The organism is Primorskyibacter sp. S87, assembly GCF_049801055.1.
Lineage (GTDB): Bacteria > Pseudomonadota > Alphaproteobacteria > Rhodobacterales > Rhodobacteraceae > JBNAGF01.
This window is the reverse complement of the sequence record NZ_JBNAGF010000004.1, coordinates 94,312-110,419: the sequence shown is the minus strand read 5'-3', so window position 1 is coordinate 110,419 and position 16,108 is coordinate 94,312. Positions and strand designations below refer to the sequence as shown.

The window sequence follows — 16,108 nt, the reverse complement described above, 5'->3', positions numbered from 1 at the left end:
CCATTCTTAATTGAGACAATCTAGTGAACTGCCGATCATTCGTGCGAAGGTTTGATGAAATAAACCCCGATGGGCGAAGAGAACCCCTTGAAATGCTCATGACCAAGGGGCTGGGCCAAACCACTGTCGTCCAAGGCACTCCTCGTGTCCTCATCGATCAATATTTCACATCGTGCAGTTTTCGTGTGCGCTTCAAGTCGGGCGGCGAGGTTTACGGTGTTTCCGATGCAGGTATAGGTCGCGCGTTGGTCGGTGCCGGCATAGCCGGCGACGACTTCACCCGTCGCGATGCCAACCCCAAGCTGAATACCGGCTTCGCCCATGGCGGCGCGTTCCGCTCTAAAATCCGACATCATGGCCAGCATGTCCTGGGCAGCCGTCACGGCGCATTGGGCTGGGTTTTCTAGCGGTTGTGGTGCGCCGAAGACGGCCATGAGCCCATCGCCGATCATCAGCGTCACGATCCCGCCATTGCTGCCGATCGCCTCGAACGCAAGGGTGTAGTAAGAATTGAGCAACTCGATCACCGCTTCGGGGGGCTGATCCTCGCTAAGCGCGGTGAAGCCGCGGATGTCGCAGAACAGAACCGATGCGTAGACGCGTTGGCCGCCGATGGAAAAGCCGGACTCCTCAAGGTCCTGCGCCACCTCGCTGGTCGCGAACCGCCTCAGAAGCTCCTTTTGTTCGTCGCGAAGCCGCTTTTTTTCCATGCCGGACGCGAGTCGTGCCCTCAGGAGCACTTTGTTTACGGGTTTGGGCAGGTAGTCCTCGGCGCCAAGCTCGATGCAGCGGACGATGTTGTCGAGACCCTCCACCGACGAAGTGACGATTACCGGTAGGTTCCGCAGCGCCGTGTCTGCCTTTAGAGCTTCGAGCACCTCGAAGCCATCCATCTCGGGCATTTCAATGTCGAGCAGAAGAAGGTCGAATGTCTCTGTGGCCAGCATCTCCATCGCGATCCGGCCATTCTCTGCGACAGAAACCCGGTGGCCCAAAAGCTCGACATTGCGCGACAATAGCAGCCGGTTCACCTTATTGTCGTCGACGATCAGGATATGGCCGCTGTCGTCAGCCATCCAGCAGAACCTTTAGCGCGGCAGACATCCGGGCGTATTCCGCGTCGAGGTCGCTCAGACTGTTCCCGCCGAGCCCTTCCAATTCGATCGCACGCGCAATCTCCGCCAGATACGTGGCGCCAAAAACGTTCGCGTTCGACTTGATCGAATGTGCGGCGCGACGCAGTCGATCCTCGTCGCCCTGCGTCGCTGCGTCGCGAAGATCGGCGATCATCCCAGGCGCTTCGTCTAGGAATGTCGTCACCAACTCGGCGGCGAATTCGGGGCCGGTGGCGTCTTGAAGTTCAGCGAATACGGCCTGGTCAATCGGGGTATCGGTCATCTCTGCAATCTCATCGTTTCGGTACGTTCATCAGGGCCTCTACAAGGCGATCGACGCGGATCGGTTTGGCGATGTAGTCGTCCATCCCGGCCTCAAGGCACATTTCGCGGTCCCCCTGCATCGCGTTGGCGGTCATCGCGATTATCCTCGGCCGGTTGCCATCGGGGTGATCAGTGTTGATCCGGCGCGACGCCTCAAGCCCGTCCATTTCGGGCATCTGCACATCCATTAACACGACGTCGTAGGTTTGGCGTGCGACACTTTCCAGGGCCTCCACGCCGTTGCTGGCCACGTCGGCCCGGTAGCCCATCTGCTCCAAGAGGCGCGTGGCAAGCTTCTGGTTCACGAGGTTGTCCTCGGCCAACAGGATCCGCAGCGGATGGCGCTTGGCCATGTCCAGGTCAGTATTGGGTTTCTCCGTGGGTTGAGAAACGATCTTCGTCTTCTCGAGAGGAGCGAAAAGCGTAACCAGCGTGTCGAAGAGCTGCGACTGCCGCAGGGGCTTTGCGAGGTAGGCGGCAAACAATCCGTCTTCAGCATTCACATCCCGGACCCCGAGCGAGCTGAACAGGATCAACGGCAACTCGGGCCGAAGCTTTCGAATGGCGCGCGCGAGGCCGATGCCGTCCAAGTCGGGCATGTGCATGTCGAGGATCGCGAGATCGAAGGCCGCGCCCTCCTCCAAGGCACTGATCGCGTCTTGGGGTTGCGAGAAGGCTTGCGGGTCCGCGCCCCATTTCCCGGTTTGCAGCGAAAGGATCTTCAGGTTGGTCGCGTTGTCATCCACGAATAGAAGGCGCTTGCCAACCAGTTCGGATTGCTCTCCGATCAGGCTGCGCGCAGCCGCCTGGGGAAGCTTCGCGGGCTTGGTCCGAATGGTGAAATGAAACGTCGATCCCTTGCCGGCACCATCGCTGGTGACCCACATCGCACCACCCATGAGTTCCGCCAGCCGTTTCGAAATCGCAAGCCCCAGACCGGTACCGCCATATTTCCGTGTGGTCGAGCTGTCGGCTTGGCTGAAAGACTGAAAGAGGCGTTTCATCCCGGCTTTGGTAAGGCCGATGCCGGTGTCGCGCACGGCGAAATCCAGGGCAACTTTTCCACCGTCGGCCGGGCTGGCTGATAGCGAAAGCACGACCTCGCCTTCATCGGTGAACTTCACGGCATTGGACAGCAGATTCAACAGGATCTGACGAAGCCGCGTCAAGTCGGTGCTGATCGCGGCCGGCACGTCGTCATCCATGATATAGGCGATATCGAGCTGCTTTTCCGCGGCCCGCCCCGCGATCAGGTCGAGCGCGGACTCGACGCAGTCGCGAAGGTCGAAGGGATGGCTTTCGATGTCCATCTGCCCTGCCTCGATCTTCGAGAAGTCGAGGATTTCGTTGATGATCCCCAAGAGCGCATCGCCGCTGTCGCGGATGGTGCGGGCATAGTCGTGCTGCTCGGCATCCATTTCGGTGTCCATCAGCAGCCCGCTCATCCCGATCACGGCGTTCATCGGGGTGCGAATCTCGTGGCTCATGGTGGCTAGGAAGGCGCTTTTGGCCTCGTTGGCTTTTTCGGCCTCTTCCCGGGCCTCCTGCGCCTCGCGGAAAAGCCGCACGTTTTCGATGGCGATGATGGCCTGATCGCTTAACGATTGCGCGATGTCCATTTCTTCCTGGGTGAACGGACGATGGTCCTTGCGGACAAAATAAAGAATCCCTGCGCGTTCGTCGCCGCGAAACAGCGGCACCGCCAAACTGGAGCGAATGCCGACACGCTTCTGCATGACGCTCTCATGCTCTGGCAATTCGGTGTCCAGCCAGTCGGGGATGTGGAGCATGCGCTTTTCCACCAGCGCTCGAGAAGGAAAGTTGTGATCCGGATCGATCCTGACGCCGATTTTGGCCGGGTCTTTCTGCAGACCGTTTGGCGTTGCCACCGCCACCTGGTTGAGCGCGTCGCCTTCCTTCATCATCGTGATAACGGTATCGCATTTGACGAGCTGGACAGCGACCTGAACGATTTCCTCAAACACCGGGATCACGTCGTTGGGCGACGCGCTAATCACCCGCAGAATGTTGGCGCTGGCAGTCTGCCGGGCCAGCGCGGTCTCGGTTTCGTTGAAGAGCCGCACATTTTCGATGGCGATCACGGCCTGGTCGCAGAAGGTCTGCGCCAGTTCGATTTCTTCTTTGCTGAAGGCGCGGGCGGTTTTGCGCGCAAAGGCCAACACGCCGATGCAGACCCCACGCCGCAGGAGCGGCGTTATTAGCGAGGCACGCACACCGTGGGTGTCGTATGCCGAGCGCTCGAAATCCGGAAGCGTGATCTCGTCCCAGTTTGGCAGATGCAGCATTTCCCGGTTGACCAGTACCTGGGCGGGAAAGTTGCTGGCCGGATCGGTCGGAAAACCGGGATCGCCCTCCAGAGGAACAAGACCGTCAGACGTGGCGCGGGCCACAATGTCGAACTGCCCGTCACCCACGATCATTGCGCCGACCATGTCCGCCGAAACCAGCCGCACACCGGCTTGAGCGATCTCTTCGAAGACCGGTGTGACATTGGTGGGCGACTGGCTGATCACCCTCAGCACATCCGCGCTGGCCGTCTGACGCGCGAGCGAGGTTTGCGTCTCATTGAAGAGCCGCGCGTTCTGGATCGCGATGACGGCCTGGTCGGCAAAGCTTTGCAAAACGTGGACTTCTTTTTTTGTGAACGGAGAGTCCTTGAATTCGATCAGGCTGCGCGTGACGAACAAGGCGCCGATGGCCTTGCCCCGCCAAAGCATTGGCGCAACAAGGACCGAGAAGTTGTCGTATTTCGCCGCCAGCCTGGACAAGACGTCAAACGTTTCCGGCCCGTTCAGCGCATCCGGGTAGTGCATCAGGCGGTTCTTCTGCACCGCCTCAGCGATGATGGTTTTCTCCAATGGAACCGGCTGAAACCCCTGCGTTGCCGCCAGTGCACTTTCTTCACCGTGAACGGCGTTCAGATGTACCTGACTATCGTCGTCGAGGGTCAGGACGGACAGGCTGGTGCACCGGATCAGCCCACGACAACTGGCGAGGATTTTCTCGAAGACGGGCTGTGCATCCTCGACCGAGTTGCTGATGACCTCCAGGACCTCCGCCGTAGCTGTTTGCTGCTCAAGCGCCTCGGTGACTTCAGCGGTGCGCTGCTGCAGTTCGTCGAAAAGGCGCGCGTTGTTGATGGCGATGACGGCCTGTGCGGCGAAGGTCTCCAGAAGTTCGATCTGCTTTTGCGTGAAGGCCGAGACCTCGCTTTGGGCCATCACGATCACTCCGACGGTAATCCCTTCGCTGACCAGAGGCACACCAAGGGTGGTCAGGAAATCGCCGATCTCGGCGGCCTCCTTCCAGGTGTAGGTCGGGTCGTTGCGCGTATCCTCGATATAGACCGTCTTTCCATGCAGCGCGGTGCGCCCGATGCAGGACCCTTCGTTGGGCGAGACGGGGTTGTCATCGAGGTATTTCAGGAACTTCTGCGTGACGTTGTGCGACTCGGCCACACGGTAAAGGCCGTCCTCGCCGCGCATGGCCATAAACGCGTATTCCGGGGAGCAAATCCGCGAGGCGACCCGCAGGATCGTGTCGAGCACCGGCTGCAACTCGTTGGGCGAGCGCGAAATAACTCCCAGCACCTCGGATGTGGCGGTCTGATATTCCAGCGCCTCGGTCACCTCGGCGGTTCGTTGCTGCACCTCGTCGAAGAGGCTGGCGTTATTGAGCGCAATCACGGCTTGCGCGGCGAAGGTTTCAAACAGCGCGATCTGTTTTTCTGAAAACACATGCGTCTCGGTATGGGCGACCGTGATGACTCCCACCGTGCGGCCCTTGTTGTTCAGAGGAACTCCGACAGTCGAGGCATAATCTCCTATGCTTGCGTTTTGGGACCAGCCGTATTGCGGATCATTCGCCAGATCGGGAATGTGGATCGTTTTGCCGGTCATGGCGACGCGGCCCGTCGTGGTTGTGTCGTCCGGCGCAAATTGCGAGCTTTCAACGATCTTGACCATTTCCGGCGATGCATGGCTGACGGCGCGGGGCTCAAAAAAACCGCTTTCTTCGTTCAGCAGCGCGATGTAGCCGCCTTTGTGCCCCATGATGCGCTCGACCACCTCAAGAATGGCATCCAGCACCGGCTGCACCGCGTCAGGCGAGCGCGAGATCACCTCGAGCACGTCCGACGTGGCAGTCTGGTATTCGAGTGCCTCTTCGACTTCAGCGGTGCGCTGTTGCAGTTCGTCAAAAAGGCGCGCGTTGCTGAGCGCGATTACGGCCTGGGCCGCGAAAGTTTCCAACAGATTGATCTGCTTCTTCGAAAAGGCGCCCCGGTCGGCATGGCCCAGGGTTATGACCCCGACCGCCACCCCGTCCTTGATCAGCGGGACGCCGAGGGCCGAGAGGAAATTGCCCCGCTTCGCGGCATCCTTCCATTCGAAATGCGGGTCGGTGTCGGTGTCTTCGATATAGACCGTTTCCTTAAGATAGGCCGTGCGGCCCGTGCAGCTTTTGAGGTCCGGTTCGAACGCAACCTCGGTCAGGAACGCCCGGAAATCCTCGGTCATGCCGTGAGTGGCGACCACGTGATAGGCGCCGTCTTCGGGGTTCAAGAGAGAGGCATAGGCGGTTTGCGGCAGGCAGATCCGTGAAGCGACTTGCAGGATAGAGTCCAGCACCGGCTGCAATTCGTTGGGCGAGCGCGAGATGACGCCCAGCACCTCGGTTGTGGCGGTCTGATACTCCAGCGCTTCGCTGACTTCAGCGGTGCGTTGCTGTACCTCGTCGAAGAGGTTGGCGTTGTTGATTGCAATAACCGCTTGATCTGCAAAGCTTTCCATCACTTCGATCTGGCGGTCCGAGAAACCTTCGGCTTTTGGCCGGGCAAGGGCCAAGACCGAAAACACTTCGCCGTCGCGGATCAGCGGCACGGCGATGATGGACCGCCACCCGCCCAGTTCAACGGATCTCTTAAGCTTGTAATCGGGGTCTTTTGAAATGTCGGGGACGTGGATGGTCGCTTTGTCCAGTGTCGCTCGCCCGGCAATGTTCGAGCGGTCGATCGGATTGGGATTGGCGCGGTGGAAATCCACCATTTCCGGCGTGCATCCATAGTTCGCTCCCATGTGCAACGCGCCATCGACCCGTTCGAACAGGATGCAAATCGACGCGTCACAGAGCCGCGCGGCTGACTCCAGAACCGCCTGTAGCACCTTCGGCAGATCAAAAGTCGACCGGCTGATGACTTTCAACAAATCCGCCATCGCGGTTTGCTGTTCGAGAGATTCTTTCGTTTGCTTGAACCGGCTGACATTTTCGATAGCGATTGCGGCCTGGGCGGCAAATACCTCGATCAGGCGCACGTCGTCATCCGAAAACAGAGCCACTTCTCGCCGGTAAAGGACAATTACGCCGATACCCTCGTCGCCGATCACCAGCGGAACGGTCAGGACAGTCCTGATGCCTTCGACCTCGACGGCATGCACCCGGTGTTTCTGACCGGACCGATAGATGTCGCTGTCGCGGAAATCGGCAACCTGAAGCGAGCGTTTTTCGAGCACGCATTGTGCGGTCTGCGCCTGCGACGGATCCAGTGGCAGGGGGTCCTCGTTGATGAGATCGACGAACCGGGAGCGCGATCCGTAGGATGCCGGAATTGTCATATGCGTCCGCTCTGGGTTGACCTGGAACAGGCACGCGAAAGGCGCATTGCAAAGTCGCGCGGCGGTTTCAAGGATGGCATCAAAGACAGGTCCGACATCGGACGTCGCCTCGCCGATGATCTCCAGGATGCGTCGCGTGGCCGCCTCGCGCTCGCGCAGCCGTTCCAATTCGGCACGCAGTTCGACAGCTTCATCTTCTGGCGGTTGGTCTTGCATACGCGACGCTCCAAAACCGGTTCAAATCAAAGCATAAACGGAAGAGCGCCTTGTGGCTATCTTGCCTCCAAGAAACAACAGCATCAAAGTACGCCGGTCTGCCGCAGCACCATCGTCGCAGATATGAAATGCAGCGACTGGCCCCGGTGTCACAAACACGGATTGTTCACGGCTGATTCGGGCGAACAAGTTAGTGCATGCCCGGGTCCGCGCTGAAACACCTGGCTATCGATATCATAGCTCCGCAAAGGGTTCGAAAAACCGAGTCCGTGATCGGACTTCTCGAGTGAGTCAATTCGCGGTCGAACGGAGGAAACCTGCAGCAACGGGGCTTATTTCACTCAGGTGTTAACGTCCTAATTTAGCCCCAAGATCCTGTCGTCAATGTCGTGAATCGCAGATACCAGCCATTCGGTCACAAAAATCTTGCGGCAGCAAAGTCCGCATAGCGGTAGTCCGTCGGGCCGGAATGCTGCATCATGCACGAAGGTCTGGTTTGGAGAAAGAACCAAGTTAGTTTCTGGAAGTCGAGAACGCCAGCGTAACGTCGTTTGTATCCAAACTTTCCTATTTTTAGGGTGTTAGAAGACACCTGAGCTCCGTTCTGCAACGGCGGTTGCGCCCTCCCGCAACCAAATTATCCTGCGAAGCGCCCTCTGGGGCGCTTTCGTGCGTTTGGTCACCATGAGCAACCCGATCTGACTGGTCCAAGTTGATTGTTAGTGCATCATCGGCCTGTGATCCATCGGGATGGCGGTTTCAGGTGCTGGGGGGCGGTAGCCCAGAGCAGTGTGGGGGCGTTTTGTGTTGTAGTGTTTCCCGCTGACCGGCGGGCGAATGCAGCGCATTCTGCCGAGAGGTTCCATTGTTCGATCAGAATTTGAGCTTCGCGCAGGCTGTAGAAGATTTCGCCGTTGAGCAGCTCGTCCCGCATGCGCCCGTTGACGCTTTCGCAGTAGCCGTTCTCCCAGGGTGACCCGGGCTCGATGTAGACAGTCTTGGCACCGACAGCGGCAATCCAGTCGCGGACGGCCTGGGCGATAAATTCCGGGCCTTTGTCTGAGCGTATGAAGCCGGGCGTCCCTCGAAGTATGAACAGGTCCGTCAGGGCGTCGATCACGTTGGTCGAATTCAGCTTCCGCTCCACTCTGATGGACAGGCATTCCCGGCTGAACTCATCGATTATGTTATGGTTCCGGAAGGCTTTGCCATCATCCGTCCGGCAATGAACGAAGTCGTAGCTCCACACGTGGTTACGATACTCCGGCCTCAGCCGAACGCATGACCCGTCGTTAAACCAGAGCCGGCTCTTCTTCGGCTGTTTTGTTGGCACTTTCAGCCCCTCTTGTCGCCACAGCCGTTCGATCCGTCCATCGCTGACAGACCACCCGGCGTCTCTCAGCAACACTGCTATCCGACGGTAGCCGTATCGGCCGTACTGCCTGGCCAGTTCGATCATGTCGGCCACCAGTTGGTCCTCATCTGCCCGGCCTTGCGGGATACACCGCTGGGTGGATCGATGTTGTCCAAGCACTCGACAGGCTCTGCGTTCAGAAACGTTGAATTGGTTACGGACGTGATCGATGCAAGCCCGGCGGCGAGCGGGGCTCAGAAGTTTCCCTTTGCAGCTTCCGCCAGGATCAGCTTGTCCAGCGTCAGGTCGACACACCTCGTCTCAGCGGTTCATTCTCCTTCTGAAGCCGCTTCAGTTCCTTAAATTGATCCACGCCCATTCCGTCATATTGCTTGCGCCAGCGATGAGAGGGAGGTCGAACCAAAAGCGGTATGAACCCTTGACCGGCAGGTGATTGGAACAATCAACGAGAGGGGCCAAGCTGCATGCCATCTGCAATAGCCAAGGGCGACGGCTTGATCTGTTCGCGACCGCCAGACAAGTGAGCGATTACATCGGGGCACGGGCTTTGCTCAGCAGCCTCCCAAAGGTCGATTGGCTACTCGGGGATCGCGGCTACGATGCCGATTGGTTCAGAGAAGCGCTACAAGACAAAGGGATACACGCATGCATTACCAGGCGAAAACTACGCAAGAAGACCCAAAAATACGACAAGCGCCGCTACAAACGGTGGTATCGGATCGAGATCATGTGCGGCAGGCTCAAGGACTGGCGGCGTGTGGCGGCACGTTACGACAGGTGCCCGAAGGTATTCCTGTCAGCAATCGCGCTCGCGGCCATCGTCATCTACTGGCTTCGAGACTCAATGAGCCCAGACCCTAGGGTTGTGACAGGTTGAGGCGATGGTGGTAGTCCGCCAATTTAGGGACAAATATTGCCCTACAGAGGCGGTTCAAAACCCACAGAATGGCGATCAAGAAGACGGAAAGGTGCCTGTGGCCCCGCCGTTTCAGACCAGCTTGGCGGAAAGGCGATCAAGCATATCGAGGCATTGTCTTATCTGATCGATGGCGACATGTTCATCCGGCTTGTGCGCCTGATCTATGGAGCCGGGTCCGCAGACGACCACCGACATGCCAAGACCCTGAAAAATGCCGGCTTCGGTTCCAAAGGGCACCACGTCAGCGCCATTGGCGCCCGTAAGGTCCATTATCAGATCTCGCGCTTCATTTTCCGCCATGGGCTCAAGCCCATCAACCTCGCCGATCACTTCGGTCTCGATCCCGGCTTTGGGATGCACGGCCTGCATTGCGGGGATAAGCGTATGCACGCAGAACTGTTGCAGCTCGTCCTTTACGTAGTCGGCATCGAATTTCTGAACCGGTCGCATCTCCCATTCCACCCGGGCTTTGCCGGGTATAACGTTGTGGGCCATGCCCCCCACCAATGCACCGGTGTTGATTGTAGTCCAAGGCGGCTCGAACCGGCTGCCCTTAGGTGCGCGGCCCCGCAAATCCGCCTTTAGCTCCAGCAGTTTCGAAACATAGCGCACCGCAAATTCCACTGCGTTCACGCCCCGATCGGGACCGGACCCATGCCCTTCGAGGCCGGTGAAATGGGTTGTATATTCGTAACAGCCCTTGTGCCCTTCAATGATCCGCATCGAGGTCGGTTCACCAATGATCGCCACCGCAGGTTTGATGCCTTTTTCGCGCAGGGTCTCAGCCAGCGCGCGCGCGCCGAAACAGCCGACCTCCTCGTCATAGGTGAAGGCAAAATGTACCGGGCGCTGCAGATTCAGAGTTGCATAGTGCGGTGCCATTGCGACAGCTGCGGCGATGAAACCTTTCATGTCGCACGCGCCGCGCCCAAACCATTTGCCGTTGTGTTCCTCCATCACAAATGGATCTGAGGACCAGTCCTGATCGGTCACCGGCACCACGTCGGAATGGCCCGACAACACGATGCCCCCGTCGCGTTTCGGTCCTAATGTAGCGAACAGGTTTGCCTTGGTCCCAGTTTCGTCCTGCCAGATTTCAACCTCGGCTCCGCAGACCGACAACCGCTCGGCAAGGTGCCGGATCATGTCCAGATTGCTGTCAGAGGACACCGTGGGGAAGCTGATCAACTCCTCCAATAGGGTCTTTGTGTCCGCAAGAGTGCTCACGTTCAGCCCTTCACAAAGAGTTTTCGGTCCATCTTGCACAGGGCCTCGGCCGGCCCGTTTTCAGTGATCAGAATGGTTTCGGTTGTTTCCAACCCCCAGCTCTCCATCCAGAGTGCAGGCATGAAGTGAAATACCATACCCGGCTCAAGAACGGTGTCATCTTCGGTTCGGATCGAGGCGGTGCGCTCACCCCAGTCCGGCGGATAGCTGAGCCCGATGGGGTAACCCATACGCCCTTCACGCTGAATGCCGTGCTTTGCCAACACATCGAGGAACGCATTGGCGATGTCGCAGGTCCGGTTACCCGCGCGGGCGGCTTCCAACCCGGCCACAATCCCTTCGATCTGGGCCTGCTCGGCCGACAGCATCTCTTGCGGTGGAGTACCAAGGTAAACGGTCCGGCACAGCGGCGCATGATACCGCCTATAGCAGCCCGATAGCTCGAAAAATGTGGCCTCTCCCGCTTTCATCGGGGTCCCGTTCCATGTCAGGTGGGCGGCTGTGGCGTCCAGACCAGATGGGGTCAGGGGCACGATCGCGGGATAGTCGCCCCAATCGTCACCGACCCCGGTGATTCCGGCATGGAGAATATCGGCCACCAGATCGTTTTTGCGCACACCGGGTGCGGCGCGGTCAATGGCAGTCTGGATCACCTTTTCGGAGATGCGGGCGGCTTTTCGGATGAACCCGATTTCCTCGTCAGACTTGACCAGCCGCTGCCAGTTCACCAAAGCCGTTGCGTCCTGCAGGGAGGCATTTGGCAACTCCTCGACCAGCACGGCATGTGCCTTGGCCGAATAATAGTAGTTCTCCATCTCCACCCCGATCCGGGCAGCATCCAGCCCTAGTGCGCAGATATGTCTGGCCAGATCCTGCATGGGGTGCCACACGGTGGATTGCACAAATTTGTCTGCGTATCCGTGGATGTTTTCGTCGACCATCCAACAGGTACGCCGCCCACCCAAGGCATCCATATTGCGACCCCACCAGATTGGTTCCCCTTCGAGCCCCAGAAGCACACCCTGATGGACATAGAAAGACCAGCCATCATAACCAGTCAACCAGGCCTGGTTCGACGGGTCGGTGACAAATAGCAGGTCCAACCCTGCCTTTTCCATTGCCCTTCGTGTCTTGGCAATTCGGCGGTCATATTCCTCCTGACTGAATGGCGCATGTTCGATGGGCATCGCAACCTCATGAATGAAAAGAATAGATATACATCACGTGAGCCAATTCGTTGATTGGCCAGTGCCTTTTCACCCAAAATACCTGTCAGTAGCGGGATGGTAGTTGTAAGAAACCGGCACTCGGGAGTCGTTTTTCCCGATTGCCGAAAGGAATATCTCTGTAGTTTTGTGTATAGGCGCTGGTGACCGATGCACTTTGCATAACTTTGAAAGGCTTCCCAAAGTAGCGACTGCACCACGACACATATGAAAAACGACACCCGCGGACGCACGGAATGACAGTTAACCTTCACCACATACTTAACGCTCGACATCGAATTCGCGGTGTGGCGGACAATACGCCACTGATCCCGTCCCCGTACATGACGAAGGTGGCAGGCCATGACTTTCTGATGAAAATGGAGACCATGCAGCCAACGGGCGCGTTCAAGCTGCGTGGCGCGATGTCGGCGGTGATGGCTCTGCCTGACGATGTCAGGGGTGTTACCTGTTGCTCGACGGGAAACCACGGGCGCGGTGTGGCCTTTGCCGCCAACCGGCGCGGGGTAAAGGCGGTGATCTGCATGTCCGAACTGGTGCCGCAGGCCAAGGTAGATGGGATCAAGGCGCTCGGCGCTGATGTGCGCATCATCGGCACCACTCAGGATGAGGCGATGCGGGAAAGCCTGCGCCTGTGCGAGACCGAGGGGCTGGTGGAGATTTCGCCCTTCGACGATGTTCACGTGATCAGCGGTCAGGGCACCATCGGGTCGGAAATGCTGGAGGCGCGGCCAGATCTGGACATGCTGCTGGTGCCGCTGTCCGGCGGCGGGCTTGCCGCTGGCATTGCCATGGCGGCCAAGGCGATCAAACCCGACATCAAGGTGATCGGCATATCCATGGATCGCGGCGCGGCCATGCATGCGTCGATCCGTGCGGGCGAACCGGTCGAGGTGCCGGAGTTCTCATCTCTTGCGGACAGCCTAGGCGGAGGGATTGGATTGCAAAACCGTTTGTCTTATCCCATCTGCCGCGATCTTCTGGATGACACCATTCTGGTAACCGAAGGGGAAATCCTGCACGCCATGCAGGTGATGTTTTATGAGGATCGCATGGTGGCTGAGGGGGCTTCAGTCGTCGGTCAGGCGGCAATGCTGGCTGACAAGTTGCCCAAACCGTGCGGCCCCGTTGGTACGGTGATTACAGGGCGTAACCTGGACATGCCAACATTTGCGAAACTTATGATCGGGCAGGACGTGATGATCGGAGACCTTGAAGTAACAGGCAAAACCTATGGCGCATGACATTCAGGTCGTCACCGAGGCGGAATTGAAAGAAGCAGTCAAGCTCGACCTCACCGCAGTTGACGTTGTGGAGCGGGCCTTCGCGGCGCTGGCCTCGGGCAAGGTGGTAATGCCGCCGATCCTTTCGATGGATCTGCACGAGGTAAATGGCGAAGTTGATGTGAAAACCGCCTATATTCCCGGGTTTGACGGGTTCGCAATCAAGGTTAGCCCCGGCTTTTTTGACAACCCGAAACTGGGTCTGCCCAGTCTCAATGGGCTCATGATCTTGTTTTCAGCGAATACCGGTTTGGTGGAAAGCCTGTTCCTCGACAATGGGTATTTGACCGACGTACGCACTGCCGCAGCGGGTGCCGTTGCCGCACGTCATCTGGCGCCCGAGACGGTGGATACTGCTGGAGTGATTGGCACGGGTGTACAGTCCCGCCTGCAAATGATCGCCGCCCGTTTGGTGCGACCGTTCAATCGGGTTCTGGTGTATGGCCGTGACCCGGAGAAAGCCGATGCCTGCGCTGCGGATCTGAGCGAGGTGTTGAGGATCGAGGCCGAGGTGGTGACGGAACCGGCGGATCTGGTTGCCCGGTCGCAGCTGGTGGTCACCACCACCCCCGCGCGTGAACCGGTGCTCAAGGCGGAATGGTTGCATCCCGGTCTGCACATTACCGCCATGGGCTCGGACCAGACCGGCAAGAACGAGATTGACCCCGCCGCACTTATGGTCGCAAACGCGTATATCTGCGATAGCGCCAGCCAGTGCGCGGTCTCCGGCGAGCTTGAGGCCGCCAAGGCAGCCGGTCTCTGGGATAAAGGCACGCCAGTCGAGCTGGGCGAGGTAATCACAGGCGCTAAACCCGGCCGTGCATCGCCCGATGCCATCACCATCTGCGATCTCACAGGAACCGGCGCACAGGACACGGCAATTGCCACCCATGTGCGCAAGCATTTTCGGACTGCCGGTCAGATACTGCGGACGTAAAGGTTCTGGCCAATAATCCGTTAGGACCCGCAGGGACATTGCGGTCGTTGAATTTCTAGGCTCTCAGGTCTGCTTTTTTGAACTGGCGGCAGCGTGGAGGCCGAGGCCGAGCAGATCAACGCGCTTTGGACACCAGCCAGTAGGTTTGCATTGGTCCTTTCCCCTTCAGGTCGTAACTCGGTATTTCTTAAAAAACGAAGTCGGCCCTAATCTTTCTTTTGTCGCCTGCGAAACCTGAATCCGACCTTCTGCCACTTCGCGGCCATTCATCCAGGGTGCAGCAATTGGGAGATATGAGCTCTGAGCTGCCATCTCCTCCTAGTATCCCCAATCCATCCACGCTAAACTCCCATAATCTCGGCAATAAAGGCATTGCGCGCTGCTGTCGGGGAGTGGAGTCGGTCCCACTTTCTTGTGCGCGGCTCCCAAACATCCACCGGCGGCGCGCCCGCCCCAAAGATACGAGGTGAGCCATGCTCAAAAACGACCAACTCGACCAGTGGGATCGCGAGAACTTTTTCCACCCCTCGACCCATCTGGCCCAACACGCTCGCGGCGAAAGCCCGAACCGAGTGATCAAGACTGCATCGGGCGTCTTTATTGAGGATCGCGACGGAAACAAGCTTCTGGATGCATTTGCCGGACTCTATTGCGTGAACGTAGGCTATGGCCGACAGGACATTGCCGAAGCCATTGGAGAGCAGGCCAAGGAGTTGGCCTATTATCACTCCTATGTCGGACACGGCACTGAGGCATCGATCACGCTCTCCAAAATGATCTTGGATCGCGCACCGAAGAATATGTCGAAGGTTTACTTTGGTCTCGGAGGCTCGGACGCAAATGAGACCAACGTCAAGCTGATCTGGTATTACAACAACATTCTTGGTCGCCCTGAAAAGAAGAAGATCATCTCGCGCTGGCGCGGCTATCATGGTTCGGGCCTGGTGACCGGTTCGCTGACCGGGTTGGAGTTGTTCCACAAGAAGTTCGACCTGCCGGTCGAGCAGGTGATCCATACCGAAGCACCGTACTACTACCGCCGGGACAGTCTGGACCAGACAGAAGAGCAGTTCGTGGCTCATTGCGCAGCCGAACTGGAAGCGCTGATCGAACGTGAAGGCGCCGACACCATTGCCGCCTTCATTGGCGAGCCGGTTTTGGGCACGGGCGGCATCGTTCCCCCGCCCGCAGGCTATTGGGATGCCATTCAAGCTGTCTTAAGAAAGCACGACATCCTGCTGGTTGCTGACGAGGTTGTCACCGGCTTTGGCCGCCTCGGCACCATGTTTGGCTCGGACCATTACGGAATGGAGCCCGACATGATCACCATCGCCAAAGGGTTGACCTCGGCATATGCGCCGCTGTCCGGGTCGATTGTGTCGGATAAGGTCTGGAAGGTGCTGGAGCAAGGCACCGATGAAAACGGTCCCATTGGTCATGGCTGGACCTATTCCGCGCACCCGATCGGAGCGGCGGCGGGTGTCGCCAACCTGAAACTGATCGATGAATTGAACCTCGTGCAAAACGCGGGCGAGGTTGGTGCCTATTTGAACGAAGCCATGCGTGCCGCACTGACAGATCATCCCCATGTCGGCGACGTGCGCGGCGAAGGAATGTTATGCGCGGTCGAATTCGTGAAAGACAAGGACAGCCGCATCTTCTTTGACGCTGCTGACAAGATCGGTCCGCAGATCTCGGCCAAGCTACTGGAGCAATCCAAAATCATCGCCCGCGCCATGCCGCAAGGCGACATCCTTGGCTTTGCGCCACCGTTCTGCCTGACCCGCGAAGAGGCCGATCAGGTGGTGGCCGGGACAGTTGCTGCGGTGAAGGCCGTTCTGGGGTAAGCCGCA

At 58.4% G+C, this 16,108-nt stretch carries 9 protein-coding genes and 1 pseudogene; 4 read left to right on the top strand and 6 right to left on the bottom strand.

Translation table 11 applies throughout. From position 1 onward, the window contains the following. Positions 1-35: 35 nt before the first annotated feature. The 4 genes and pseudogenes from ACP15U_RS08705 to ACP15U_RS08690 form a co-directional block, all read right to left on the bottom strand. Complete coding sequence (locus tag ACP15U_RS08705; protein WP_425044764.1) at positions 36-1,076, bottom strand: adenylate/guanylate cyclase domain-containing protein; 1,041 nt, start codon at positions 1,074-1,076, stop codon at positions 36-38. Then, the gene (locus ACP15U_RS08700) at positions 1,069-1,398 is read right to left on the bottom strand and encodes an Hpt domain-containing protein (protein WP_425044763.1); all 330 of its coding nucleotides are present in this window, start codon (positions 1,396-1,398) and stop codon (positions 1,069-1,071) included. The genes ACP15U_RS08705 and ACP15U_RS08700 overlap by 8 nt, the downstream gene beginning before the upstream one ends. Positions 1,399-1,408: 10 nt before the next feature. Beyond that, positions 1,409-7,288 carry a GAF domain-containing protein gene (locus ACP15U_RS08695; protein WP_425044762.1) on the bottom strand — a complete coding sequence of 1,960 codons (5,880 nt, stop codon included), beginning with the start codon at positions 7,286-7,288 and terminating at the stop codon, positions 1,409-1,411. 719 nt (positions 7,289-8,007) lie between these two features. Beyond that, positions 8,008-9,048 (bottom strand): annotated as a pseudogene (locus tag ACP15U_RS08690) (IS3 family transposase); the annotation flags it as partial. Between the two features lie 48 nt (positions 9,049-9,096). Between ACP15U_RS08690 and ACP15U_RS08685 the strand changes: the two are divergent. Then, positions 9,097-9,540: an IS5 family transposase gene (locus ACP15U_RS08685; RefSeq protein ID WP_425044761.1), complete on the top strand. Its 444-nt coding sequence runs from the start codon at positions 9,097-9,099 to the stop codon at positions 9,538-9,540. A 111-nt stretch (positions 9,541-9,651) separates the two neighbouring features. Here the strand turns inward: ACP15U_RS08685 and argE are convergent, their stop codons facing one another. Then, positions 9,652-10,809, bottom strand: coding sequence for an acetylornithine deacetylase (gene argE, locus ACP15U_RS08680; RefSeq protein WP_425044760.1), 1,158 nt, complete (start codon positions 10,807-10,809; stop codon positions 9,652-9,654). Positions 10,810-10,811: 2 nt separating this feature from the next. Continuing rightward, on the bottom strand, positions 10,812-11,996 hold the full coding sequence (locus ACP15U_RS08675) for a M24 family metallopeptidase (RefSeq protein ID WP_425044759.1): 1,185 nt from the start codon (positions 11,994-11,996) through the stop codon (positions 10,812-10,814). Positions 11,997-12,271: 275 nt separating this feature from the next. Here ACP15U_RS08675 and eutB point away from each other — a divergent pair, with 275 nt between their 5' ends. The 3 genes from eutB (at position 12,272) to ACP15U_RS08660 (ending at position 16,102) form a co-directional block, all read left to right on the top strand. Beyond that, positions 12,272-13,279, top strand: coding sequence for a hydroxyectoine utilization dehydratase EutB (gene eutB / locus ACP15U_RS08670; protein ID WP_425044758.1), 1,008 nt, complete (start codon positions 12,272-12,274; stop codon positions 13,277-13,279). Beyond that, positions 13,269-14,255: a cyclodeaminase gene (locus tag ACP15U_RS08665; RefSeq protein WP_425044757.1), complete on the top strand. Its 987-nt coding sequence runs from the start codon at positions 13,269-13,271 to the stop codon at positions 14,253-14,255. The genes eutB and ACP15U_RS08665 overlap by 11 nt, the downstream gene beginning before the upstream one ends. A gap of 473 nt (positions 14,256-14,728) precedes the next feature. Next, a complete protein-coding gene (locus ACP15U_RS08660) occupies positions 14,729-16,102 on the top strand; it encodes an aspartate aminotransferase family protein (protein ID WP_425044756.1) in 1,374 nt (457 codons plus the stop codon). The last annotated feature ends 6 nt before the right edge of the window (positions 16,103-16,108 follow it).

Bases quoted from the DNA above. Each gene is read 5' to 3' on its own strand.
- ACP15U_RS08665 (WP_425044757.1), top strand. From the start codon at position 13,269: ATGGCGCATGACATTCAGGTCGTCACCGAGGCGGAATTGAAAGAAGCA.
- ACP15U_RS08695 (WP_425044762.1), bottom strand. From the start codon at position 7,288: ATGCAAGACCAACCGCCAGAAGATGAAGCTGTCGAACTGCGTGCCGAA.
- ACP15U_RS08700 (WP_425044763.1), bottom strand. From the start codon at position 1,398: ATGACCGATACCCCGATTGACCAGGCCGTATTCGCTGAACTTCAAGAC.
- ACP15U_RS08660 (WP_425044756.1), top strand. From the start codon at position 14,729: ATGCTCAAAAACGACCAACTCGACCAGTGGGATCGCGAGAACTTTTTC.
- ACP15U_RS08705 (WP_425044764.1), bottom strand. From the start codon at position 1,076: ATGGCTGACGACAGCGGCCATATCCTGATCGTCGACGACAATAAGGTG.
- eutB (WP_425044758.1), top strand. From the start codon at position 12,272: ATGACAGTTAACCTTCACCACATACTTAACGCTCGACATCGAATTCGC.
- ACP15U_RS08675 (WP_425044759.1), bottom strand. From the start codon at position 11,996: ATGCCCATCGAACATGCGCCATTCAGTCAGGAGGAATATGACCGCCGA.